A 25,615-nucleotide genomic window follows, 5' to 3' on the forward strand; every position below is an offset into this window, starting at 1 on the left:
AAAATTATTCACTGATAATACTGAAGATACCAAGCAACAAACCGTTCAATCCCCTGCTCGATAGTCGTGTTTGGTTTATAACCAACATCCGCTACCAAGGCCTCTACATCGGCGAACGTATCCGGGACATCACCAGGCTGCAAGGGCAATAAATTTTTCTCGGCAGTTTTACCGAGAAAACGTTCCAAGGTTTCGATATAAGACAGCAGTTCTACCGGATTCTGGTTACCAATGTTATAAACCCGCCAAGGTGCTCTACTGGTGCCTGGATCGGGTTTTTCTCCACTCCAGTCCGGATTCGGCGAAGCGTTATGATCCATGGTCCGAATCACTCCCTCAACGATGTCGTCTATATAAGTGAAATCGCGGCGGTGCTTACCGTAGTTGAATACATTGATTTTCTCGCCATTCAAAATCGCTTTGGTAAATAAAAACAACGCCATGTCTGGGCGACCCCACGGCCCATACACAGTAAAAAAGCGCAAACCTGTGGTAGGCAATTGATACAAGTTGCTATAGGTGTGCGCCATCAGCTCATTGGCTTTTTTTGACGCCGCGTACAAGCTCAAGGGATGATCGACATTGTCATGCACGGAGAACGGCATGGATTCGTTGGCACCGTAAACCGAACTGCTTGAGGCATATACCAAGTGCTCCACCTGATTATGCCGGCAACCCTCCAAGATATTGATGAAACCGACAATATTACTATCGATATAGGCATGCGGATTCTCGATGGAATAGCGCACACCGGCCTGAGCCGCCAGATTAACCACTTTTTGCGGCTGGTGCTTTTTGAATAGTGCATCCATACTGGCTCTATCGGCAATATCCAGCCTGACATCGGTATAGCCGGCAAAATCCTTGATCCGATCCAAGCGACTCAATTTCAGGTTAACATCGTAATAGTCGTTGAGATTATCGACACCAATAACTTCGTCACCACGCTCCAACAATCTGAGCGCCAAATGATTGCCTATAAAACCGGCCGTGCCGGTCACCATAATCTTCATTCTTAAAGCCTTGCGTCTGTTTGATCCGTAGGAAACAAGTATTTCAGGTCATACACAATGGCTTGCGGCGTACCTAAAGCTCTGACGTCTGAAATCGCCATTTTTCTGAACTCGTCATGGGCCACAGCCAGAATAATCGCGTCATATTTTCCCGCCGCCGGTTTAGCGACCGGCGTTATACCGTATTCGTGTTTCGCTTCCTCAGCATTAACCCAGGGGTCGTAGACCTCGACATTGACGCCATAAGTCTTCAATTCGGCAATGATGTCTACCACCCGAGTGTTACGAATGTCCGGACAGTTTTCTTTAAAGGTCAAGCCCATGATCAACACATTAGCTTCCTGGACATGCACACGCTTCTTCAGCATCAGCTTTACCAATTGCGACACAACGTATACCCCCATGCCATCGTTGATTCGACGGCCAGAGAGTATCACTTCCGGGTTGTAGCCTATCGCTTGAGCTTTATGGGTTAAGTAGTAGGGATCCACACCGATACAGTGTCCACCCACCAAACCTGGGCGAAACGGCAGGAAATTCCATTTAGTTCCCGCTGCCAGCAATACTTCTTCAGTATCTATTCCGAGTTTGTTAAAGATCAAAGCCAATTCGTTGATTAAAGCGATGTTGACGTCGCGCTGAGTATTTTCAATGACTTTAGCAGCCTCGGCGACTTTGATGCTGCTGGCTTTGTGCGTGCCCGCAGTAATGATGCTTTTATATAAAGCATCTACTTTTTCTGCTATTTCGGGCGTAGAGCCCGAAGTAACCTTCAGAATATTGGTTACGCGGTGTTGTTTATCGCCGGGATTAATGCGCTCAGGGCTATAACCGACATAAAAATCCCGGTTAAACGTTAAACCCGACACTTTCTCCAGAATCGGTATGCACACCTCTTCGGTTGCGCCGGGGTAAACAGTGGATTCGTAAATGACGATATCGCCGGACTTTATTACCTTACCCAACAAATCGCTGGCTTTTTGCAGCGGCGTCAAATCAGGTTGTTTATGTTCGTTGATTGGCGTGGGGACTGTGACTATATAAACCGAACAATCGGCTATATCTTGTAAATCTGCGCTGTAAGTCAGTAACTTGGCTTCGGCGAGTTCTTCTTCACTAACCTCCAGAGTATGGTCGCGACCTGCGCGTAATTCCTGAATCCGATGCTGGTTAATATCGAAACCTACGGTTTGATATTTTCGTCCAAACTCGACAGCTAGCGGCAACCCCACGTAACCAAGCCCAATCATACCGATTTTAATGTTATCTAACATCTAGTAAATCCTCCTCCGCCCCGCTCTGAGTTTTAATGACTTGAATTACTTTTTAACTATACAGCCCCACGCCGTCAGCCAAGCTTGTGCCTGATAGCTTTCCGCCGTTTTCGGCAAGTTGCCGCTCAACACCATCGCCAAGGTATGATTGATAATGCCGAAGAAATAAGTGTAGGCCAATAAGGGATCCAGTGCCTTCATCTCGCCGTCTTTGACGCCATTCTGAAAAATCCGTTTTATTTTAATAAACGCGGGCGTTTCCAGCAGGGGCTTAGGTTCCGCCAAAAACTCTTCGCTTTTTACAAATAACAAGAACTCAACGATTTCCGGAGCGTCATCGGTTAATTTGAAGAGTAAATCGACTATTTCCCGCAATTGTTCGGCAGCTTTGCGATTACGGCGGCGAATATCATCAATCGATATGCTCAGGCTATCCAGAATATTTTCGTACAAGGTTTGCGCGATGGCTTGCTTGGTTTTGAAATACTGACTAATGCCGGTACTGGTTGTTATACCCGCCGCATCTTTAATATCGGTTAATGAGGTATTGAAATATCCCTTCTTGGCAAACAGCTTTAAAGCAGCCTGCAACACTTCGTCCTGACTGATGGTTTTATTCGGTTTATTTTCTAATTCTAATTCTTGTTCCATGCTCTTATATACAGCTTTACCTGCTGTTTACTCTCTGTTGTGGCAGTATCGATACTGCTTTTATTATTCGTTGATGGTGGAGAACGCCGCGACCAGGTAATTAACCATAGACCATAAGGTTAAAATCGCCGACAAGTATAACAACCAGTAACCCATGGTATTGATAGGCAGGCCTAATAAATCATCCCTATAAAGCAACAAACTCACTGCCGTCATTTGCGCAGTGGTTTTCCATTTTCCCAATTGCGAAACCTTGACCTTGGCACGCTGACCAATCTCAGCCATCCATTCTCTCAGCGACGCAATCGCAATTTCCCTACCGATAATGATAGCCGCCGGCACCGCGAGATAAGGATTGCCTTGAGCCTGCACCACCAATACCAGAACAAACGCCACCATCAATTTATCAGCCACCGGATCCAGGAATGCACCAAAAGCGGTTTGCATATTCATTTTTCTGGCCAGATAACCGTCAAGCCAATCGGTGAAACCGGCAACCAGAAAAATTGCGGTACAGGCCAGATTGGAATATTGCCACGGCAAATAAAACACGATGGCCAACAAGGGAATCAGGGCGATCCGCAACAGGGTTAAATAGGTCGGAATGGTAAATCTAATGGCCATCTTGATGGTGAAATGTATCGTAAATTCGCTGCGCTAATTGTCGGCTAATGCCATCTATACTGGCTAAAGCATCCACACCCGCGCTGGACACACCCTGTAACCCGCCAAACTGTTTCAGCAAAACCTGTCGTCTTTTCGGCCCCAGTCCGGCAATATCTTCCAGTACCGATTGTTTGTTAACCTTACCGCGTCGCTGCCTGTGTCCGGTTATCGCAAAACGATGCGCTTCATCGCGAATCTGTTGAATCAATAACAAGGCGGAAGCCCCCGGCGTCACATCCAAGGGCTGCCGATTACCGACCAGAATGATTTTTTCCATGCCGGCTTTGCGATCAGGACCTTTAGCAACACCGACTATCATAACATCGTTTATCTCCAATTCAGCCAAAGCCTTTTCCGCCTCAGCGACCTGGCCTTTGCCGCCGTCTATTAAAAGGATGTCCGGCGCAGGATGCTCGCCATTCTTCAAGCGGCTGAAGCGTCTAAAAACCGCCTGATGAATCGCCGCATAGTCATCGCCGGCAGTAATACCATCGATATTAAAGCGTCGATAGTCGGATTTCACCGGCCCTTCTCTGTCAAACACCACGCAAGACGCCACGGTCTGTTCCCCTTGGGTATGACTAATATCAAAACACTCCAGACGAGTGGGGGTGATATCGCAGCCCAATTCCTGCTGCAAACTGATAAAGCGCCCTTGCAAACCCTGTCGATCAGCCAGCCTAGCGTTAAGCGCACTGTCGGCATTGGTGATAGCCATTTGCAACCACTTCATCCGTTCGCCGCGCACATTATTGGCAATCGCTACCGCATGTTTGGCCTGTTCGGCCAATACTTCGGCCACCAAAGCCGCTTCGGGCAAGGCATGACTGACGATCAATTCGTGAGGTACGGTTTTGTCCAAATAATATTGGGCGATGAAAGCCTGCAAGATTTCCTCGGGCTGATTTTCATCGTCGACTTTCGGAAAAAACTGCCGGTTGCCCAAATGCTGACCATTCCGGATAAAAAACACCTGTACACAGGCCGAACCATTCTTAACCGCGCAAGCAACAATATCCACATCACCTTTTTCGCCTTCCACACAATGTTTTTCCAATACAGCGCGCAAGCGGGCGATTTGGTCGCGATACGCAGCGGCTTGCTCAAACTCCAATTGCGTGGCCGCAGCTTCCATCTTCGCCACCAAGCGATCGATTAGTAAGCCGCCCTGCCCCTCCAAAAATAGAATCGTATTTTCCACATCGGTGGCATATTGCTCTTTGCTGACCAGTCCCACGCAAGGTGCAGTGCAACGCTCTATTTGATGTTGCAGGCAAGGCCGGGATCGGGCGCTGTAATAGGAATCTTCGCATTGCCGCACCGGGAAAATTTTTTGTAATAACTTCAAGGTTTCCTTCACCGCACTGGCGCTGGGATACGGCCCGAAATACTTGCCACGGCGCTTCTTGGCACCGCGATGAAAAGTTAGCTGCGGAAAATCGTGGAAACTGGAGATGAATACATAGGGATAGGATTTATCGTCGCGCAAGCTGATGTTGTAGCGCGGCTTGTGGCGTTTGATCTGCTGGCTTTCTAATAGTAAGGCTTCCCCCTCCGTGTGGGTCACGGTTACCTCTATACCGGCGACCTTGGCTACCATGGCCTGCTGTTTGGGCGAAGCATTTTGAGTTCTGAAATAGCTGGAAACCCGATTTTTCAGATTCTTGGCTTTGCCTATGTAGATGATCTCGCCTTTCTCGTCCAACATCTTGTAAATGCCGGGACGCTGGGTTAGCGTCTTCAGAAAGGCTTTGGCGTCAAATTCGCCCGGTTGCATTTCAGTCACCGGCAGATAGCAAGTTTTGAATGCTTACAAACACCGCCGCCAGCATCTCCATGCTCAGGCGCTTGGTCTGCACGTTATAGCGACTGCAATGGTAAGAACTGACCAGCGTGTTGCCGTCCGGCAATTCAAAACTTACATGATGAGCAAACTTAGCCGCACTAGTCTTCAACCCATATGCTCGCAATACCGCCTGATGGGCGATATTACCCAAAGCCAAAATCACCGAATGTTTCGGTAGAGTTTTAATTTCGGCCGCCAGATAAGGATTGCATTGTTTAATTTCATCGCCGGTGGGTTTGTTTTGCGGCGGCAAACATTTCACGGCGTTGGTAATCCGACAATTGCTGAGCTGCAAACCATCGGCCAAATTCGTCGATGCCAATTGATTGCTATAACCAAAATCATACAAAGCCTGATACAGCAACAGACCGGCATAGTCGCCGGTAAACGGTCTGCCGGTGGCGTTCGCGCCGTGCATACCCGGTGCCAAGCCAACAACCAGCAAGTGCGCTTGCGGATCGCCGAACGGTGCCACCGGCAAGGCGTGATAAGCAGGATATTTCGCCTTCACTTCACAGAGAAATTCGCTTAACCGCGGGCATGCTCGGCAGTCTTGCTTGAAATAGGATGAATAAGTCATAAAACGATAAACACTCAAATTGGCGGAATTTTACCTGAGCCCCAGATTTCTTGCGTCGCTCGCTTTGCTTATTAACTTGTGTATCTACAACATCTTTACTTCCGTCTTCTCCGGAATAACCTTATCCGGAGAGAATAAACGACGGCTTGACCGCAAGCGGTCCTAGCCCGGACTTTCCAAATTCCCATAATCCAAGCCCGGAAACAGCCGACTGGAATACCGCAAATACTGGCACCGGATAAACCTAAACGTTTGCTAATAGCCAAAATTGTGGTATTTTTACAACATGCTTAGCAGAATCTGCAATTCCCTTTGATTTTTAAAGCCTATTTTTTCTAACCACGGCTTTATTACTCCCTCTCAAAAGCAACGAATTATCTATTTTTTACAAATAACAAAAGGAGTCTTTATGTTGAAGAAAAGTTTACTGGCAATCGCCATGATGGCGGCGCTCGGTTCCGTGTCGACGGCACAAGCCGACGAGTTCCTTGACGACAGATGGTACGCGGCGCCCTTCGGCACTTTCGTGCAACCGGGCGGTGATCGTAATGCGCATAGCAGTTGGGGCGGCGGTTTAGGCCTGGGTAAGATCATCAATGAACATCTGAACATTGAGATCAGAGGTTTGTACCAAAACCTGGAAGGCGCTAAAAGCAATGGCAACTGGGATTTGACCGGCGGTACTGTCGACGCGCAGTATTATTTGTTTAGAGATAAATTCTCGCCTTATGCAGTAATCGGCGTGGGTGGCATCAATAGCACCCACAATGGCGACAGCGGCGCGGGCTTCATCGGCGAAGCGGGTGCGGGTTTTACCTATGAACTGCACGATAATTTCCTGATTCGCAGCGACGTCCGCTACCGTTACAACAACAACTTCAACGCCAAACTACAACCCGGCACCGAAGAATTTCACGACATGACGGTTAATCTGGGTTTCGTGGTCCCGTTCGGCGAAAAACCTAAAGCAGTTGTCGCAAAAGCCGAACCAACCCCGCCGCCCACCCCAGTACCGGCTCCAGCAAAACTGGATTGCTCAAAAATGGATGACGACAAAGACGGCGTAAACAATTGCGTCGATAAGTGTCCAACGACATTACCAGGGGTAGAAGTTAGCATCTACGGTTGCTGGATTGTTGATGTGAAATTCGATAACGACAAAGACGTTATAAAACCACAATATTTCCCAAAACTGGATAAAGTCGTTGACCGCATCAAACAGTATCCTGACATGGCGTTTGAAGTTCAAGGCCATACCAGCAATACCGGTTCGTACAAACACAACCTGGACTTGTCGGAGCGCCGGGCATTGGCGGTTAAGAAATACCTGACCAAAGGCAGCCACTCTCCTAATATCACTTCACACGGTTATAGCTGGGATAGGCCAATCGATACCAACGAAACCGAAGAAGGCCGCGCCAATAACCGCCGAGTACAGTTGGAAGTGGATGGTAAAGCCCAACAGACATTGAAATAGTCAGCGAACCTGGTTAAGTCAATTGATTCAGCACAAAAACCCGCCGTTAGGCGGGTTTTTTATATGCGCACGAGGAAGATCAAAAATTACAAACTCAATGCCCTAAATTCCGCACAAGCACTTGAACGCTGCCAGACCCGCTCAAACTCTTCACGCAATGGCCGATGACGTGCCGGCAAATTAGGACTCCAATGCCCATCGTAGCGATTACCCAGCAAGCGAAATAAATAGCCGTCGCTATCGTTGATGATAAAAGCAGAAGGATATTGCAAATCTTCAGCTTCATCGGGCACACGAATCAAAAAATATGACGGTAAGCGCTGAGCCAATTCCACGATAGGATGAACCTGATGACGCAGGCTGGCTGGTTCCTGAATGATAATCTGCACACTGGCGTTACGATTGCCGAGAGTAAATTGTTTCAGAGCCTCGACAAGGTCTTTTTGTCCATATAAAGCAAAGTCCAGATCCCTGCTGTAGATACAAATCTGCCGACGAGCCGCCATCACCAATTGCCGGGTAGCGGTTAAGGTCGATTCGACAGTCTCCAGGCGGACAGCGTCAACAGAAACTTCTCGGGTCTGGAGCACGGATCGCAACGCTTGTTCAAGCGGCTGCAATATAAGCCTGATAGCCTGGTGCGGAATGCCGGCTTCAGCAAACCCTTCACCTTCCGCGACAAAACCGAATTTTTGGTAGAACCTCAATGCGCTAAGTTGCGCGTTGGCGGTAATAGTAGTCAGCCCCAAGTTACGCGCTTTGTCGATTGCTGCACGCAACAAAGATTCACCAACACCTTGTCCGCGCCATTCGAGTAGAACCGCCATTCGTCCAAGCTTGCCCTCCGGCGAAAGTCGACACGTAGCGATTGGCCGATAATCCGCATCCCGCACTAAAAAATGATGGCAGTCCGCATCAAGTTTGTCGAACTCCACTTCTAACGGTATTTGCTGTTCGACAACGAACACCAAATTTCGCACATAACATATGTCCTCAAAATCAACGGCATAGCTGGCTGGCTCGAGATAACAGTTGGCAATTTGCATAGCGCGACGGATGAGTAGTAAGTGAGTGAATGAGTTTAGATGCACTCTGCTGAAAATTCGACTCGGCAAGCCGATTGTATTACCTACCGGCAGATCGGATGGCAGAGAACACAAGCCTCGCTTCAAACCTCTCTTTTGATCTTCGATTGCAAATGCTCGGCAAGACGCTTCATCGCTTCCGACGAATCGTTGGCTGCCAGATGGACATTAATGATACTGGGCATGCTTTGGTTATTCAGGGCATTGAACAGAGCCTCTTCAAATTCAGCTTCCGTTCGCGCATCGTAGCCGGCTAAAGGCCCAAATAGCTCTCCCAAACGATCAAAACGCCATGGATTAATATCGTTGAATGGACCTTCAAGAATACAACGCTCCGTACTGTAACCGTCGTTGTTAAATACCACTACGATAGGATTCAATCCCAAGCGGGCATGAGTCGACAGCTCGGTGCCGGTCATTTGAAACGCCCCATCGCCGACTAAAATCAATGCCCGCCGATCCGGACGCGCGATTTGCGCACCTAACGCAGCCGGCACAGCAAAACCCATCGTGGTGTAAAAAGCCGACGCCAAAAATTCGCTTTGCTCGTGGACGCGCAAATCGATAGCTGCGAACAGGCAATCGCCGACATCACACACCACGATCATGTCGTTACTTAACGCACTATTCAGCCGCTCGACTAGCCTGGCAGTGGTGATTGGCCGGTCCGATTCCGGAAAAGCATGGTTTTTTAACGGTTCCGGAATGGAAACGCAACTGGTTCCGGAGGTATTAACCGAGCCGGCTAAAGCCCCGAGAAAGTCTTCCAAGGCAATGCCTGGATAACGATGCGCGCTGATTACCACCTCGTTCAATGCCGCGCGAATGGTTGAATGGGAATTGAGTTTTGCAGTGTAGATGCCGGTATCTATCTCGTTCAAGGTTACACCCAACATCAACAGCAAATCGGACTTTTCGACTCTGTCTCGCACGGACTCCGAACTCATCGCACCTTCGTAAATCCCTAGATACGCCGAATGCCGTTCGGACATCACCGATTTACCAGTTAGCGTGGCGACTACGGGCAAACCGGTACGCTCCACGAAATCCGCCAAAGCGCTTTGCAGCCCGCGTCGATGCAATTCAACACCCGCCACGATCATCGGCGACTTCGCTTTGGATAATAACGCCATGGTTTCGGCAAGCGCTTCGGATAGAGCAGTTTGGTCACTGGTAAACTGTTCTACTGACTCAGTCGGCATGGGATAGCCTTCCGCCATTACCAAGTCGCGGGGAAGCTCGATGTATACCGGCTTGCAAAAACGGCGCGCGGCTTCGATAGCATGGTCGATTTGCCGAAAGGCGATCACCGGGTCGTTTAGCACCACCGACGCGCAGCTAATCCGTTCGAAAATTTCCCGCTGAAAAGTAAACGGCCCAAATCGATGGTGAATCAACGGATCGTCTTTCTGCTCGCCAACGCCGGGCGCGCCACTGATCAGTACCACCGACGAGGATTCTGCATAAGCGCCGGCAATCGCATTCACTGTGTTTAAGGCACCAACGCCATATGTCACCGCCAACGCGCCCATGCCCGCGCAACGCGCATAACCGTCGGCAGCGAAGGCTGCGGAATCTTCTCGGGTGGTGCCGATATGCCGAACCTGACTTTTTATCATCAGATCATAAAACCCCAACACATAGTCGCCAGGCACGCCAAAGATGTCTTTTACACCGGCTTGATATAGGCGCTTGAGGAGGTATTGTCCAATCGTATCGAATTTGGCAGTGCTCATAGCGCTTTGTGACCTCCGAATAGAATTAAACTGTGAGCACTGATTCGTAAAAGACCCATATTGCTCAACCGTTTTAACAGGACGATTAAGAGTCAATACTGCTGAGCCCCGCCTAAAAAGTCAACAGACATTCATAGTCCCCGGTAATTACGATTCAAAAGCATCACAATCGCGGCGACATAAGATTCTGAGTTTCAGCCACAAAAAAAGGGCCTTGCGGCCCTTTTCGTTGCAGAGTCGAACCAAACTTATTCGCTATCGACTTCTTTCATGCTCAAGCGTACGCGGCCTTGACGGTCGATTTCCAGTACTTTGACTTTAACGACATCGCCTTCCGACAGTTTGTCGCTGACTTTTTCCACACGTTCGTCGGAGATTTGTGAAATATGCACCAAACCGTCCTTGCCCGGCAGAATGGTCACGAACGCACCAAAGTCCATCAAACGCACCACTTTGCCTTCGTAGGTTTTACCCACTTCGACTTCGGCGGTGATTTCTTCGATCATGCGTCTGGCTTCTTCGCCCGCCGCTCTGTCGACAGAGGCTACGTTGACCACGCCGTCGTCGGTCAAATCGATGCTGGCGCCGGTGGCTTCGGTAATCGCGCGAATAGTCACGCCACCTTTACCGATGACTTCGCGGATTTTAGCCGGATCGATTTTGAAGGTGATAATGCGCGGCGCAAAGTCGGACATTTCGGAACGGGTGCTGGCCAGAGCTTTGTTCATCTCACCCAAAATGTGCAGACGGCCTTGTTTCGCTTGTTCCAACGCCACTTTCATGATTTCGGCGGTGATACCGTCGATCTTGATGTCCATTTGCAGCGCGGTGACGCCGTTTTCGGAACCGGCCACTTTAAAGTCCATATCGCCCAAGTGATCTTCGTCGCCCAGGATGTCGGACAATACTGCAAATTGATCGCCTTCCTTGATCAAACCCATCGCAATACCGGCAACGGGCGCCTTGATCGGCACGCCGGCGTCCATCAAGGCCAAGCTGCTACCACAGACAGACGCCATGGAGCTGGAACCGTTGGATTCGGTGATTTCCGATACGACGCGCAGGACGTAAGGGAACTCACCCATGTTCGGCAACACCGATTGCACGCCGCGCTTGGCCAGACGGCCGTGGCCGATTTCACGGCGCTTCGGCGAGCCGGTACGGCCGGTTTCGCCAACGCTGAACGGTGGGAAGTTGTAATGGAACAGGAAAGTATCTTTATATTCGCCGGCCAGCGCATCAATGATTTGCGCATCGCGCTCGGTGCCCAAGGTCGCGACGACCAAGGCTTGGGTTTCGCCGCGAGTGAACAGCGCCGAACCGTGGGTTCTGGGTAGCACGCCGGTACGGATCGTGATTGGCCGAACAGTGGTCAGGTCGCGGCCGTCGATACGTTTGCGGTCGTTCAGAATCGCACCGCGCACAACATTGTATTCCAAGGTTTCGATGACGTTGCGGATGTCTTTTTCGTCGTAGAGACCTTCGGCGGTGAGTTTTTCGACCACGGCACCACGGATTGCGCTTAGGGCATCCTGTCTAGCCAGTTTCTCGGGGATTTGATAGGCCGATTTGATTTGCGCTTCGGCTTCAGCGGCAACAGCGGCTTTCAATGCTTCGTTATCCGCAGGTGCTGTCCAGGTTATTGCCGGTGCAGCTGCTTCTGCAGCAAATTCATTGATCGCATTGATCGCAACCTGCATTTGCTCGTGGCCGAACAACACCGCGCCCAGCATCACGTCTTCCGGTAGCACATCGGCCTCGGACTCTACCATCAATACGGCTTTGGAGGTACCGGCAACCATCAGGCGCAAACGCGACTCCTTCAGTTGCGGCAACGTGGGGTTCAGCACATATTGGCCATCGATATAGCCGATGGTTGCGGCGCCCAGCGGGCCATTAAACGGCAAACCGGAGACCGCCAGCGCAGCGGACGCACCAATGATGGCCGGCGCTTCGGTATCGATTTCCGGATTCAAGGACAGCACGGTGGCAATGATTTGGACTTCGTTAGTGAAGCCTTCGGGAAACAACGGACGGATCGGACGATCGATCAGGCGCGAGATCAGCGTTTCGTTTTCGCTTGGGCGGCCTTCGCGTTTGAAAAAGCCGCCAGGAATTTTACCCGCGGCAAAGGCTTTTTCCTGATAATCCACCGTCAGCGGGAAAAAGTCGCCGCCACTGGCTTCTTTTTTGCCGACCACGGTCACCAACAGAGTGGTACCTTCGACATCAATGATTACCGCGCCGTTGGCTTGGCGGGCAATTTCGCCGGTTTCTAAGGTGACGAGACGATCGCCGTACTGAAATTGTTTCCTGATAGGATTCACTATAAGGTTCCTTTGTTTAAAGGTTATGCTAAAAATTTGCCTTAAAGCAGAAACGGCGCCCGATGCGCCGTTTCCAGTTTGTGCTACTTACGAATGCCCAAACGTTCGATCAACGAACGATAACGAGCCACATCTGTGTCTTTCAGGTAATCCAGCAATTTACGGCGTTGGTTTACCATGCGCAGCAAGCCGCGGCGCGAGTGGTTGTCTTTTTTATGGGTCGCAAAATGCGGAGTCAGTTGGTTAATGTTGGCGGTCAACAAAGCAACTTGGACTTCGGTTGAACCTGTATCGGTATCCGACAAACGGTATTCTTCAACAATGGCTTTTTTTTGTTCTGCGGTTAATGACATTCTTAATCCCTATCGATTAATTTTGATTGAATAAAGGCCATCGTTTGATGACCGTGTAGCCGCTATCTCCACAATAGGGTGTAGAAACTTTGCGGTTTTTCCCGGAAAATCAAGTTGTTTGATCTTCCAAATGAAATAGTTTTTTCGGCGCTAGTTTACCATCCAATAGAATTTCTCCCAACCCCAAAAAGGCCTGTGGCGAGTATATTCTGACCTGGCCGGCCATACCGCCGTTAAAGGCTATGCGCTGACCCAGCTTGATTTTTTCGGCCTGCTCAGTAGACAAAGATACCTCCGGGATCGCCTTCAGGGGTACATCCAGTTCGATTAAGGTATTCTGCAATTCTGCAAAGCCCATAGCCTGCAACTGCTGCAAGGTATAAGCTTGCTCCAGATCGAACATACCCGCCGTGGTTCTGCGTAACGCAGTTACCGTGCCGCAGGTCCCTAACCTGTGACCAATATCTTCGGCCAGCGAACGAATATAAGTACCCTTAGAGCAAAATACATCCAGCCTCAATTGCCCCAATTCGGCATCGAAATTTAACAGCTGCAATTCATAAATAGTGATGGCCCTGGGCTGACGGTCCACGGTTTTGCCTTCCCTAGCCAACTCGTACAACTTCTTGCCTTGATGCTTGAGCGCCGAATACATAGGCGGCACCTGCTCAATCGGCCCGGTGAAATGCTGCAAACAAGCTTGCAACTGCACGCCATCCAGGGCTGGCACCGGCATTTCGGCGACGATTTTACCTTCGCTATCGCCGGTATCGGTCATCACGCCCAGTTGTATCGTTACCTGATAACGCTTATCGTCATCCAGCATCAATGCCGAGACCTTGGTCGCCTCACCGAAGCACAAGGGTAACAAACCGGTAGCAAGAGGATCCAGCGCCCCGGTATGCCCGGCCTTGTTGGCATTAAATAATCGCCTGACTTCCTGCAAGGCCTGATTGGACGATACGCCTAAACGTTTGTCGAGCAGCACGATGCCGTGCACATCGCGCCCGGACTTACGTTTTGCCATCAATCATCCTGCTGCGGTTTATCGGCCCCAGCTTCCGGCGCAGCAACAGCATCCTTAACTTCGTCGTGATGCAAATCGCCCAGTAACTCGGCGACGCGCATCCCGGTGTCGAATGAGTGATCGTAGTAAAAATGCAGCTCCGAGATATGCCGCAAACGCATGCGCCTAGCCAGCTCATGCCGAATAAACGGCGAAATTTCGTTCAACACCTTCACATTCGCGCGCTTAGCGGCATCGTCCTGGGCATCCAACACCGTCACGAATATCTTGGCGACCGCTAAATCCTTGGACAACTCAACGTCGTTAATCGTGACAAAACCCAAACGGCTGTCATCGACATCGCGCTGTAAAATCGACGCCAACTCTTTCTGCATTTCCGATGCAACCCGCTGACTGCGGCCGAACTCTCTTGCCATTAGATTTCCCGTCTGACTTCGATACGTTCAAACACTTCGATCTGGTCGCCGTTTTGCACATCGTTGTAGTTTTTCACGCCGATACCGCATTCCATGCCCATTTTCACTTCATTGACATCGTCTTTGAAGCGGCGCAGGGATTCCAGCTGGCCTTCGTAAATCACCACATTGTTGCGCAATACGCGAATCGGCAGATTGCGTTTGACGAAGCCGTCGATAACCATACAACCGGCCACCGCGCCGAATTTCGGCGAACGGAATACGTCCCGCACTTCGGCCAGACCGACGATTTTTTCCTGAATTTCCGGCGCCAACATCCCGCTGATCGCCCGTTTCACTTCATCGATCGCTTCGTAGATGATGCTGTAGTAATGCAGATCGATGTCTTTTTCTTCGATCAATTTACGAGCCACCGCATCGGCACGCACGTTGAAACCGATCAAGATCGCGCTGGAAGCCAATGCCAGGTTAGCATCGCCTTCGTTGATACCACCAACACCACCGTAGATGCATTTAACTTGCACCTCTTCGGTGGACAAGCCAACCAAAGACTCACGCAAGGCTTCCAAACTACCTTGCACGTCGGTTTTGATAACGACGTTAAGTGTGGACGTTTCGCCGGCGGACATCCGCGAGAACACGTCGTCCAATTTTGACGCATGTTGCGCAGCGTGACGGGTGGAGCGTTTGCGATCTTCCCGGTGAGCGGCAAGCTCTCTAGCAACCCGTTCATTCTGAACCACCAGGAATTCATCACCCGCATCCGGGGTACCGGACAAGCCAAGAATCTCCACAGGCATACTAGGCCCAGCCGACTTAATAGCGTGGGCGTTTTCGTCGAACATTGCCCTTATCCGGCCATATTCGTGACCGCAGAGGACGAACTCGCCTTTGCTCAACGTACCTTTTTGAATCAATATCGTCGCCACCGCGCCGCGGCCTCTATCCAGACGCGATTCGATACAAATACCGGAGGCGATGCCATCGACCGGCGCTTTCAATTCCAGCACTTCCGCCTGAACGATCAGCGCTTCGATCAATTCATCAATACCGGTACCCACTTTCGCCGATACCCTCAGGAATTGCACATCGCCGCCCCACTCTTCCGGCACCACATTCAAGTTGGCCAGTTCTTGCATGACGCGGTCCGGATTCGCTTCCGGTTTATCGATTTTGTTCAAGGCCACGATGATGGGCACATTCGCGGCGCGCGCATGATCGATGGCTTCTCTGGTTTGCGGCATCACACCGTCGTCAGCAGCCACCACTACGATCACGATGTCTGTTACTTCCGCACCACGCGCCCGCATCGCGGTAAACGCGGCATGGCCTGGCGTATCCAGAAATGTGACCGCACCGTGGTCGGTTTTAACCTGGTAAGCACCAATGTGTTGGGTAATCCCGCCCGCTTCGCCGGCAGCAACCCGGGTTTTGCGGATGTAATCCAGCAAAGAGGTTTTACCGTGGTCAACGTGGCCCATGATGGTGACAATAGGCGCGCGTAATTGAACCTTACGTTCGTCGCTATCACCTTGCACCTCGGCCAGCATTTCCTGTTCAAAGTCATCTTCGCTCTGCATGATGGCTTTGTGGCCCATTTCCTCAACCAAAATCACCGCCGTTTCTTGGTCGATGGTTTGATTGATCGTGGACATGATGCCCAGCTTCATCAAATGCTTGATAACTTCGGCAGCCTTGATGTTCATTTTTGCAGCCAAATCCGAAACCACGATGGTTTCCGGAATGGTGACGTCATACACAGTCGGCGCAACCGGCTTCTCAAACTTATGTCTAGCCTGATTGACATCGATCTCGAATTCTGGCTTTTCCCGACGCGAAGGCGCCTTGCCTTTTTTGCCTTTGCCACCGCGACGCGCGGCATCGCCGCCGCCACCGATATCCCCATCGGTAGCCGGGCCGCGAGTGGGCTTGAATTCGGCTTTTTTCTTATGCAGCGTGGTTTGTTGCTGCTTGGCTTCGGCTTTTTGTTTGACTTTTTCCGCGGTTCTTTGCACCGCAGCTTCCAACCTTTCTTTCTTTTCTTTTTCCAGACGCTGCTCTTCAGTCATCTCCGGCGCGGCACTCGGGGCGGGCGCTTCGACCTTAGCAAGCACTTCAGGCTGAGCTTCAGCAACAACCGGCAACTCCTCAGTCACCTGCTGCTCTGCCGCAATCGGTTCTGCGGTTGCCGTCACAACCGGCACGGACACCTCAACCGGCTGAGCAATTTCCGCACTGACTACTTGCTCTTCCTGTACAGATTGAGCAGCCTTCTGCTCATGCAAGTGCTTACGCTTTTCTTCTTCGATAGCTTGTTGCCGTCTCTGTTCGTCCAAAGCTTGTTTGGCTAATTCGGCCTGTCTTAGCTCGTCATTAACAGAGGACGCATCGCTGCGCTTGATATAAGTCTTTTGCTTGCGCACCTCGACACTGACGGTTTTCACAGCTGTACCCGGCGGTGAGGATTGTCTTAATTCGGTTTTGGTACTGCGTTTCAAGGTAATGCGTTTGGGGGCGGCGGCTTCTTGATCGGCGTCCGACTTGCCGTGGCGCTTGCGCAAGTGCGCGAGTAATTTGACTTTCTCTTCATCGTTTATCACATCGTCGGGCGCGCTGGCTGTCAAGCCGGCTTCCTTCAATTGTTCTAAAAAACGTTCCAAAGGGATGCCAACAACCTCTGCCAATTCCTGTACTGTTTTATCGCTCATAGTATCCTCCTGCCTCAGCCCTTATCCTCTGCGAACCAAGATTCGCGGGCTTTCATGATTAGTTTACCAGCACGCTCCTCGGTCATGCCGGTAAATTCGATAATGTCGTCTATCGCCTGCTCCGCCAGATCGTCCAAGGTCACAATGCCCTTGGCAGCCATTTGGTGTGCCAACTCTTCGTCCATCCCATCCATGCTCAACAATTCCTCGCTAGGCACGGCGGTTTCAATTTTTTCTTCGGATGCGATCGCACTGATCAGCAAAGCGTCCTTGGCGCGAGTGCGCAAAGCTTCTACCAACTCTTCGTCGAAGCCTTCGATCTCCAGCATTTCGTCGACGGGGATATACGCAATTTCCTCGATATTATTCAATCCCACATCAACCAAGATGCTAGCAATTTCTTCATCGACATCCAGCAACTCCATGAACTGTTGTTTGGATTTTGCCGCGGCTTCGTCGTGGTTTTTATCTACCTGCGCGGCGTCTTGAATATTTAGTTCCCAACCCGTCAATTCGGTTGCCAAGCGCACATTCTGACCACCGCGACCGATAGCTTGCGACAAACTGTCGGTGGCCACCGCCACGTCCATGCTGTGCTTATCTTCATCGACCACAATCGATTGAATTTCGGCTGGCGACATGGCATTAATCACGAATTGCGCGTCGTTGCTGTTCCATAAAATAATATCAACCCGTTCGCCAGCCAACTCATTGGAGATAGCTTGCACCCTGGAGCCGCGCATACCGACACAAGCACCGATGGGATCCAGACGCGGGTCGTTGGCTCTGACGGCGATTTTCGCGCGGGAACCGGGATCGCGAGCCGCCGCCAAAATATCAATCAAACCTTCACCGACTTCCGGCACTTCCAATCGAAACAGCGCAATCAATAATTCCGGCGCGGTGCGGCTGACAAACAGCTGCGGACCGCGTGGCTCGGAACGTACGGCTTTCAAATAGCCACGCACCCTATCACCCATTCTAACCGGCTCTTTCGGGATCATATCTTCCCGAGCGATGTACGCTTCCACGTGACCACCCAAATCCAGGTAAACGCTGCCTTTCTCCAGGCGTTTTACGACACCGGTGACCAACTCGCCTACGCGATCTTGATAGGCTTCGACAATTTTCTTGCGCTCGGCTTCGCGCACTTTCTGAATAATGACTTGCTTGGCAGTTTGCGCGGCAATCCGGCAAAAATCGACCGATTCGATTTCTTCTTCTACGTAGTCGCCGACTTGAATATTGGGATTATCGAATTGCGCAACTTCCAGCAACACCTGCCAGCCCGGATGCTCGACGTCGCCATTGATTTCCGGATTAGCATCGACCACCAGCCAACGCCGATAAGTCAGATAGTCGCCGGTATGACGATCAATGGCTACCCGGGCTTTGATCGGATTTTCGTAACGCTTGACAGTCGCCGCTTCCAAAGCGGATTCAATGGCCTGAAAGATAATTTCCTTGTCTATTTCTTTTTCGTTAGCAAAAACATCTGCCACCAATAAAATTTCTTTATTTGCCACTGCGACCTCCTTTATTGATTATGTAATCCGGCACCAAGCGTGCCTTGCTCATTGCCTGAAACGGGATTTTTAACAACTGCTCACCATCCTGTACCAGAATGGCATCGTCTTCGACCACCTTGATCTGTCCGGTAATTTTGCGGCGTTTATCGATGGGCTTGAATAAGCTCACCAGCACAGTGCTCCCCAAAAAACGTTGAAACTGGCTGAGTTTGAAAAACGGCCGATCCGCACCCGGCGAGGACACTTCCAGATGGTATTCACCTTGAATCGGATCTTCGACATCCAGCACCCCGCTAATCTGGTGGCTAACCTTGGTGCAATCGTCCAGCAATATCCCATTGTCGCTGTCGATATAAATGCGCAACATGCCGTGTGTTGGATGCGGGTTGTACTCTATCCCCACACACTCATAGCCAAGACCTTCCACAATTGGCTCGATCAATTCCACCAAATGTTCAGGAGCCTGTTTCATTAACGCCTCACCTTTTCAAACCCAAAAAAAAAGAGCCTCAGGCTCTTCCATAAACAACCAAAACCCGTGGGCTTCGCGTTTTTCGAAAGCCCACAAAAGAAAAAACCCCTGAAAGGGGCTTTCTTAGCAAAACCACGCCTGAAACAGCATTGAGGAGAACTCACTCGTTTATCGAGACAATAATCTCAAAAAACCACGCTTATCAGGAAACAATTTACCGCCTCAAAAACTGCGGCGAAAAATTAAAAACCGAATTATAACCATATCTTTCAAGGATGTAAATCGACATTCCACGCCACCCTACAAGTACTTGGCTAAATCCTGAAACCTGCACTCTCGACAGAATTGTATTCACACCGAAATTTACAAGGATGGCACAGAAGACAGAGCCTACAGGCTCGCTCACCAGCAAAATCATCCAAAGAGAGGACATCGAACCGATGCCGCTATTCGTCAGCTACTTACCGACTGAAACAAGGAAAATCTTGGATTTTAGAGACTCTAGCCGATCAAACGCTATTGCGAGGGGAATATTTGTTCAGGTGGTGCCCAGGGACAGAATCGAACTGTCGACACGAGGATTTTCAGTCCTCTGCTCTACCGACTGAGCTACCTGGGCAGCGACTTAACCTAAAACCAGAATGGTGCCCAGGGACAGAATCGAACTGTCGACACGAGGATTTTCAGTCCTCTGCTCTACCGACTGAGCTACCTGGGCGTCAAGAGCCGCGCATTAAACTAGGTTACAAACAATTAGTCAAGGAAAATACCACCAATCCCGGCTAACTGGACAGCAGGCGGTGATGTATGCAATTCTTCCGCACCACAAATTCCTGACATTTTTAGCGCCAAATATCAGACTTTGCAGACACAAACCCCATTTAAACAACCCAAACAACCGAGACCGTTTATGCAAGCTTTCACCGACATCCACGCCCTGATCGTAGACATGGATGGCGTACTTTGGCACGGCGACCGAGCTCAAGCAGGACTTGTTGAGTTTTTTCAGACCTTACGCGATATGGAGCTGCCTTTCATCCTGGCTACCAATAACGCCAGCCTGACAGCAGAACAATACGTAAACAAGCTGGCAAAAATGGGCGTGACGGTAGCCTTGAATGAGATATTGACGTCGGGGATGGCCACCGCGCTGTATTTGTCGGAACGCTACGATCCACAGACTACTCGCGTATTTGTGATTGGCGGCATCGGAGCCAGGCAACCGCTGCTGGATTTGGGCTTTAAACTTACCGGACTTTACGAGACCGAGCCCGAACAGCGCGCGCATCTGGTTGTTTGCGGCATGGACAGAGAATTAAGCTGGGACAAACTGGCCACCGCCACCCTGAATCTGCGAGCCGGCGCGCACTTCATCGGCACCAACGGTGACCTTTCGCTACCGACCGAACGCGGCGAAACCCACGGCAACGGCGCCATTCTGGCAGGCTTGACAGCTTCCACCGGCATCAAACCAATGATTATCGGCAAGCCGGAGCCTATCATTTACCGACAAGCATTGAGCCTGCTGAATGTCGACCCAGCCTATACTGTCGCCATCGGCGACCGGCTGGATACCGACATTCTCGGCGCAGTGCGCACCGGTATCCGCAGCCTGATGGTGCTCAGCGGCGTATCCACCGAACAAGATGTCGCTGCAGCGGATTTCGGTCCAACCTGGATTATGCCGGACATACGCGACATCACCGAAAGCTTGCGCCACAGCAAACTCTAAGCTCATTCCACGCCCTAACAGCGGAGGCGAATCATGAAAAAATTTATCGACAGCCCGGACACCTTACTGCAAACCAGCCTGCAGGGCTTTGCCAAAGCCCATGCCGACATCGTGCAATTCAATCCGGAACCAAAATTCGTATATCGAAACGTGCGCAAAACCGGCAAAGTCGCGCTGATTTCCGGCGGCGGCTCCGGTCATGAACCGCTGCACAGCGGCTTCGTCGGCGTCGGCATGCTGGATGCCGCCTGCCCCGGACAGGTATTTACTTCACCAACGCCTGACCAGATGCTGGCCGCGGCGCAAGCCATGGACGGCGGCGCTGGCGTGCTGTTTATCGTTAAAAATTATGCCGGTGATGTGATGAATTTTGAAATGGCCGCCGAGATGCTGGACCTGCCCAACGTCAGCGTTTTGATTGACGACGACATCTCCTTACCCAAAACCCACAGCATCGGCCGTAGAGGCGTGGCCGGCACCACCATCGTCGAGAAAATCGTCGGCGCCGCCGCCGAATCCGGCGCTGACTTAGCCACCTGCAAGGCACTGGGCGAACGGGTCAATCAAGCAACCGCCTCCATGGGTGTCGCCTTGACCAGTTGTACGGTGCCGGCCTTGGGCCATCCAACTTTTGCTATTGCCGACGACGAAATCGAGTTAGGTGTCGGCATCCACGGCGAACGCGGCCGCGAGACAAAGAAGCTGGTGAGCGCCAGCGAAATTGTCGACCAATTAGCCGGACATATTTTCGACGAATTGCAACCGGCCGCCGGTCAAGCCGTGTTGCTGCATGTGAACGGCTTCGGCGCCACACCGCTGATCGAACTACATTTGATTTACGAATTGGCCTGGCAATATTTCAGCAAACGCGGATTAATCATCCAGCGCTCTTTGGTCGGTAACTTCACCACCTCGCTGGATATGGCCGGCTGTTCGCTAACGCTGACGATGCTGGACGAAGAAATGCTGGGTTTGTGGGATGCACCGGTGAATACCGCTGCGTTGCGCTGGGGTTGTTGAAGCAAGCAACAATCTAAGCGGCTTGCGCCTGGGCGTTTTTCAACACCTCGGCAATCGCCGCGATCATCAACTGCGCAGTTTTGGCGCCGGCATCGATATGGCCCTTGCTGCGCTCGCCCAGAAACGAGGCGCGGCCCTTGGTAGCCAGCATGTCCCGAGTCGCTTCCACGCCTTCTGCCGCCACCAGGCTTAGGCTATCCAGAATCTCGGCCAGCGGCTTACCCGCAGCCGCAAGCTCCCGCAACGCCTTGGCGACCGGCACTAGCACATCCAGCATGGTCTTCTCACCAACATCAGACTTGCCGCGTTGCTTCACAGCCTGGACTGCCTGCAAAAATGCATCAGAAAACCCAGCAAGATCGATAAGCTTGTCCTTAGCATTCTTTGCCAGCGCGATAAACAAAGTCGCATACAAAGAGCCGGAAGCACCGCCGACAGCAGCCATCACCGTCATACCGATTTTCTGCCAAGCCGCCACCCAGTCGAGTGTCGCTATCTCACCGGCATGCTCGCGTAAGGCCTGCAAACCACGCTGTAAATTAAACACATGGTCGCCGTCGCCTATCGCTTGATCCAGTTCGGTTACTTCTTCGGCATGCGCATCAATGGTCTCAATCAACGCTTGAATCAATTCCGGAAACAAAGATGGGGTCAATGACATGCCGCCTCCGCGCAACAAAACAATTAAGTTTGCTGAGCATAGCTAAAACGCCCTATTACTGTCCAGCCATACACATTCGCAGACACACTGTGCTAGAGAACATTTGGCAAATTCTCAGCTTCCGCCGAACCGATGACGGCCGAGATAGCTGAATGACTGACGATTTATCTATTTTCCAGCGCCAACGCATCCAGAAACGGCAACTCCGTATCCGCGTCATACACGCTGAAGTGATATTTATCCTTCAAATATTCCAAAAGCCAGGCGTTGGTGTCGGCTCTGCGCTGCCCGGCAGCCTCGTTCATTTGTTGCAAGCGCTGACGCACCGCGTGTTGCGGCAATAACAACAGCTCAATATCGGCCATTGATACGAATTTTTCCGGATCGGGGTTCTTGCCGTTAAAAATCTTGAATAGCTGATGCTTTTTTAAGCCCAAATGCGTGTTGAGCTCGTCCTTAAACTCGATGAATAACGGTAACAAATCGCTACCGACACACGAGTCTTCATGCAGCTTGTGTAACCGATTCAGCAAATGGTAGACCGCAAACCGGTACAATTCCGACTCACGCACAAACAGCCGAGCGGCCATGGCACGCACGGCAATCCGATCGGAATTGTTCAACCGGATCGAAACGATGTGCTTTTTATCGTCTAAAAGATGTTCGTTGTCGTTCAACGCAAGTCCTTTGTGAGTAATCGCCGGCAAACTCAAACCGGTCGAAACAACTTAATTTGCGAGAATTTAAAGCATCAATGTTACAGATTTATAACAAACGCCCAGACACGCGAAAATTTCGGGCAAATCGCTCCACTATTGCTACGGACATCCGGCAAAACACTGGATTTTGAGGAAAAGTATTTATTGCGTACGCGGGATGAAAAAAATATAATCGCGCGCTTTTTTCGAGCGAATAGCGTTTTTCAAAACACTTTCAGAGTCTTAGCACAATGACCAGTCACATCATGCCTACCTATGCCCGCCAGTCGGTCACTTTTACACGCGGCGAAGGCGCGTGGTTGTGGGATACCGATGGACGCCGCTATCTCGACTCGGTGGCCGGTATTGCCGTGTGCAACCTGGGCCACGCCCATCCGGCCGTGCATGAAGCGCTGTGCCGGCAAAGCAAAACCTTGCTGCATACCTCCAATCTTTACGGCGTAGAGTTGCAGTCGCAACTGGCGGATAGACTGATCGAGCTAAGCGGCATGGATAATGTGTTTTTCAGCAATTCCGGCGCCGAAGCCAACGAAGCGGCGATAAAAATCGCCCGCAAATACGGCCACCAGCAAGGCGTTGAAAACCCAGTAGTGTTGACCATGGAAAAAAGCTTCCATGGCCGGACTATGGGCACGCTGAGCGCCACCGGCAACACCAAGATCAAGCAAGGCTTCGCGCCGCTGTTGGCCGGGTTTACCCATGTGCCGTACAACGACATGCCGGCTATCGAAGCAGCTCTCGCCGCCGATAAAAACATAGTCGCGATCCTGGTTGAACCGGTGCAAGGCGAAGGCGGGGTGAATATTCCGGCGGCGGATTACTTAAACCAAATTCGCGCACTATGTGATCGGCACAATCTGCTGATGATGCTGGATGAAATTCAAACCGGCGCCGGCCGTACCGGGCGCTTTCTGGCTTATCAACATCCCGGCATCCTGCCGGATGTTTGCACGATGGCTAAAGCCTTGGGCAACGGCGTGCCAATTGGCGCTTGCCTGGCACGCGGCAAAGCAGCGGATGTGTTACAAGCCGGCAATCACGGCTCGACGTTTGGCGGCAATCCACTGGCCTGCAGCGCTGCCTTAGCGGTACTGGAAACTTTATCAACCGGCACCTTGATCGCCGATGCGCAATCAAAGGGCGAACAAATTTGCCAGCGCTTCAAAAACGCACTGGCAAACACCCCGCATATCGTCGATATTCGCCATAAAGGCTTGATGATAGGCATTGAACTGGATCGGCCTTGCGGCGAATTGGTCGGAAAAGCCTTGGCGGAAGGCTTATTGATCAACGTCACTGCCGACAACACTATCCGTTTGCTGCCGCCGCTAATCATCGACGACGCACAAATATCAACGCTGACAGACACCCTGACAGCGCTCATTCAGGCATTTTGCAGACAATAACCATGCAACCCAGACACTTCATCAGTCTGCTGGATTTGTCCAGCGCCGAACTACACAACCTGATTCAACGGGCCATTCAGCTCAAATTGCATCGCACCCCGGACTATCAGCCCTTCAAAGGTAAAGTGCTGGCGATGATTTTCGAAAAATCCTCGACCCGCACCCGTATCTCCTTCGAAGCAGGCATGGCCCAATTCGGCGGCAGCGCCCTGTTTCTATCACCCAGAGACACGCAACTCGGCCGCGGCGAACCCCTGGAAGATAGCGCCAAGGTGATCTCCAGCATGGTGGACTGTATTATGCTGCGCACCAACAATCACGAAACGGTCACCACCTTTGCCAAGCACTCGCGAGTACCCGTCATCAACGGCCTGACCGATTTGCTGCACCCGTGTCAATTGCTGGCCGATATGCAAACCTATTTCGAGCTGCGCGGCGACATCGCCGGCAAAACCGTAGCCTGGATCGGCGACGGCAATAATATGTGCCATTCCTATATCAATGCGGCTCGCCAATTCGACTTTAAATTGAACATCGCCTGCCCTGTCGATTACCGTCCGCAGCAAAGTATCGTCGATGCCGCCGGACATAGAGTGGCGTTTTTCAATACGCCGGAGCAAGCGGCACAGCAAGCCGATTTAGTGGTGACGGACGTCTGGGCCAGCATGGGACAGGAAGAGGAACAAAAAAAACGCGAATTCGTATTTAAGGATTTTCAGGTCAACAGCAAAACCATGGCTGCCGCCAAAACCGATGCGCTGTTCATGCACTGCCTGCCGGCACATCGCGGCGAAGAAGTGACAGCCGAGGTCATCGACGGCCCACAAAGCGTGATATTTCCGGAAGCCGAGAATCGCCTGCACGCTCAGAAAGCGCTACTGGAATTTCTCATCTGCCGATAATTTCGCTAGAATCGC

22 protein-coding genes and 2 tRNA genes are annotated in these 25,615 nt (G+C 51.2%); 5 read left to right on the forward strand and 19 right to left on the reverse strand.

The features are described 5' to 3' along the window. Positions 1-8 precede the first annotated feature (8 nt). The 6 genes from ACR02O_RS18100 to ACR02O_RS18125 form a co-directional block, all read right to left on the reverse strand. Complete coding sequence (locus ACR02O_RS18100) at positions 9-1,013, reverse strand: NAD-dependent epimerase (protein WP_415878715.1); 1,005 nt, start codon at positions 1,011-1,013, stop codon at positions 9-11. Positions 1,014-1,015: 2 nt separating this feature from the next. Further along, positions 1,016-2,287, reverse strand: a complete 1,272-nt coding sequence (gene tviB, locus ACR02O_RS18105; RefSeq protein WP_415878716.1) for a Vi polysaccharide biosynthesis UDP-N-acetylglucosamine C-6 dehydrogenase TviB — start codon at positions 2,285-2,287, stop codon at positions 1,016-1,018. Between the two features lie 45 nt (positions 2,288-2,332). Then, on the reverse strand, positions 2,333-2,938 hold the full coding sequence (locus ACR02O_RS18110; RefSeq protein WP_101051582.1) for a TetR/AcrR family transcriptional regulator: 606 nt from the start codon (positions 2,936-2,938) through the stop codon (positions 2,333-2,335). A 63-nt stretch (positions 2,939-3,001) separates the two neighbouring features. Then, positions 3,002-3,562: a CDP-diacylglycerol--glycerol-3-phosphate 3-phosphatidyltransferase gene (gene pgsA, locus ACR02O_RS18115; protein ID WP_033157381.1), complete on the reverse strand. Its 561-nt coding sequence runs from the start codon at positions 3,560-3,562 to the stop codon at positions 3,002-3,004. Continuing rightward, positions 3,552-5,381, reverse strand: a complete 1,830-nt coding sequence (uvrC, locus tag ACR02O_RS18120; protein WP_458139383.1) for an excinuclease ABC subunit UvrC — start codon at positions 5,379-5,381, stop codon at positions 3,552-3,554. Before uvrC ends, pgsA begins: the two co-directional genes overlap by 11 nt. A 1-nt stretch (position 5,382) precedes the next feature. Next, positions 5,383-6,030, reverse strand: coding sequence for a uracil-DNA glycosylase (locus ACR02O_RS18125; RefSeq protein ID WP_171694725.1), 648 nt, complete (start codon positions 6,028-6,030; stop codon positions 5,383-5,385). A gap of 409 nt (positions 6,031-6,439) precedes the next feature. On the opposite strand from ACR02O_RS18125, the gene ACR02O_RS18130 reads away from it, so the two are divergent. After that, complete coding sequence (locus ACR02O_RS18130) at positions 6,440-7,507, forward strand: OmpA family protein (protein ID WP_494522123.1); 1,068 nt, start codon at positions 6,440-6,442, stop codon at positions 7,505-7,507. 86 nt (positions 7,508-7,593) lie between these two features. Here ACR02O_RS18130 and ACR02O_RS18135 read toward each other — a convergent pair whose 3' ends face one another. From ACR02O_RS18135 to ACR02O_RS18185, 11 genes are all read right to left on the reverse strand, one after another. Beyond that, positions 7,594-8,553, reverse strand: coding sequence for a GNAT family N-acetyltransferase (locus ACR02O_RS18135; protein ID WP_458139346.1), 960 nt, complete (start codon positions 8,551-8,553; stop codon positions 7,594-7,596). Positions 8,554-8,675: 122 nt separating this feature from the next. Further along, positions 8,676-10,328 carry an alpha-keto acid decarboxylase family protein gene (locus tag ACR02O_RS18140; RefSeq protein ID WP_458139345.1) on the reverse strand — a complete coding sequence of 551 codons (1,653 nt, stop codon included), beginning with the start codon at positions 10,326-10,328 and terminating at the stop codon, positions 8,676-8,678. A 248-nt stretch (positions 10,329-10,576) separates the two neighbouring features. Beyond that, positions 10,577-12,655 carry a polyribonucleotide nucleotidyltransferase gene (gene pnp, locus ACR02O_RS18145; RefSeq protein WP_458139344.1) on the reverse strand — a complete coding sequence of 693 codons (2,079 nt, stop codon included), beginning with the start codon at positions 12,653-12,655 and terminating at the stop codon, positions 10,577-10,579. Between the two features lie 83 nt (positions 12,656-12,738). Continuing rightward, on the reverse strand, positions 12,739-13,008 hold the full coding sequence (gene rpsO, locus ACR02O_RS18150) for a 30S ribosomal protein S15 (protein ID WP_171694720.1): 270 nt from the start codon (positions 13,006-13,008) through the stop codon (positions 12,739-12,741). Between the two features lie 109 nt (positions 13,009-13,117). After that, the gene (truB, locus tag ACR02O_RS18155; RefSeq protein ID WP_494522124.1) at positions 13,118-14,035 is read right to left on the reverse strand and encodes a tRNA pseudouridine(55) synthase TruB; all 918 of its coding nucleotides are present in this window, start codon (positions 14,033-14,035) and stop codon (positions 13,118-13,120) included. Further along, the gene (rbfA, locus tag ACR02O_RS18160) at positions 14,035-14,451 is read right to left on the reverse strand and encodes a 30S ribosome-binding factor RbfA (RefSeq protein ID WP_101051576.1); all 417 of its coding nucleotides are present in this window, start codon (positions 14,449-14,451) and stop codon (positions 14,035-14,037) included. The genes truB and rbfA overlap by 1 nt, the downstream gene beginning before the upstream one ends. Further along, the gene (infB, locus tag ACR02O_RS18165; protein WP_494522125.1) at positions 14,451-17,159 is read right to left on the reverse strand and encodes a translation initiation factor IF-2; all 2,709 of its coding nucleotides are present in this window, start codon (positions 17,157-17,159) and stop codon (positions 14,451-14,453) included. The genes rbfA and infB overlap by 1 nt, the downstream gene beginning before the upstream one ends. A 14-nt stretch (positions 17,160-17,173) precedes the next feature. Then, on the reverse strand, positions 17,174-18,685 hold the full coding sequence (gene nusA / locus ACR02O_RS18170) for a transcription termination factor NusA (protein ID WP_494522126.1): 1,512 nt from the start codon (positions 18,683-18,685) through the stop codon (positions 17,174-17,176). Further along, on the reverse strand, positions 18,675-19,160 hold the full coding sequence (gene rimP, locus ACR02O_RS18175) for a ribosome maturation factor RimP (protein ID WP_171694716.1): 486 nt from the start codon (positions 19,158-19,160) through the stop codon (positions 18,675-18,677). Before rimP ends, nusA begins: the two co-directional genes overlap by 11 nt. A 543-nt stretch (positions 19,161-19,703) precedes the next feature. Further along, positions 19,704-19,779 (reverse strand) — tRNA-Phe (locus ACR02O_RS18180). 23 nt (positions 19,780-19,802) lie between these two features. Next, positions 19,803-19,878: transfer RNA gene (locus ACR02O_RS18185), tRNA-Phe, on the reverse strand. Between the two features lie 192 nt (positions 19,879-20,070). Between ACR02O_RS18185 and ACR02O_RS18190 the strand changes: the two genes are divergently transcribed. Both ACR02O_RS18190 and dhaK read left to right on the forward strand, forming a co-directional pair. Beyond that, the gene (locus tag ACR02O_RS18190; protein WP_494522127.1) at positions 20,071-20,892 is read left to right on the forward strand and encodes an HAD-IIA family hydrolase; all 822 of its coding nucleotides are present in this window, start codon (positions 20,071-20,073) and stop codon (positions 20,890-20,892) included. A gap of 33 nt (positions 20,893-20,925) precedes the next feature. Then, positions 20,926-21,912, forward strand: coding sequence for a dihydroxyacetone kinase subunit DhaK (dhaK, locus tag ACR02O_RS18195; RefSeq protein WP_494522128.1), 987 nt, complete (start codon positions 20,926-20,928; stop codon positions 21,910-21,912). 13 nt (positions 21,913-21,925) lie between these two features. On the opposite strand, the gene dhaL is transcribed toward dhaK, so the two are convergent. Next, positions 21,926-22,573 carry a dihydroxyacetone kinase subunit DhaL gene (gene dhaL / locus ACR02O_RS18200; RefSeq protein WP_494522129.1) on the reverse strand — a complete coding sequence of 216 codons (648 nt, stop codon included), beginning with the start codon at positions 22,571-22,573 and terminating at the stop codon, positions 21,926-21,928. A 164-nt stretch (positions 22,574-22,737) separates the two neighbouring features. After that, a complete protein-coding gene (locus tag ACR02O_RS18205) occupies positions 22,738-23,250 on the reverse strand; it encodes a hypothetical protein (protein ID WP_225893059.1) in 513 nt (170 codons plus the stop codon). A gap of 272 nt (positions 23,251-23,522) precedes the next feature. On the opposite strand from ACR02O_RS18205, the gene ACR02O_RS18210 reads away from it, so the two are divergent. Both ACR02O_RS18210 and argF read left to right on the forward strand, forming a co-directional pair. Then, on the forward strand, positions 23,523-24,698 hold the full coding sequence (locus tag ACR02O_RS18210; protein WP_171694712.1) for an acetylornithine transaminase: 1,176 nt from the start codon (positions 23,523-23,525) through the stop codon (positions 24,696-24,698). 2 nt (positions 24,699-24,700) lie between these two features. Further along, positions 24,701-25,600, forward strand: coding sequence for an ornithine carbamoyltransferase (gene argF / locus ACR02O_RS18215; protein WP_033157364.1), 900 nt, complete (start codon positions 24,701-24,703; stop codon positions 25,598-25,600). Positions 25,601-25,615 lie beyond the last annotated feature (15 nt).

This window comes from Methylomonas sp. PHL2-19, assembly GCF_059331595.1.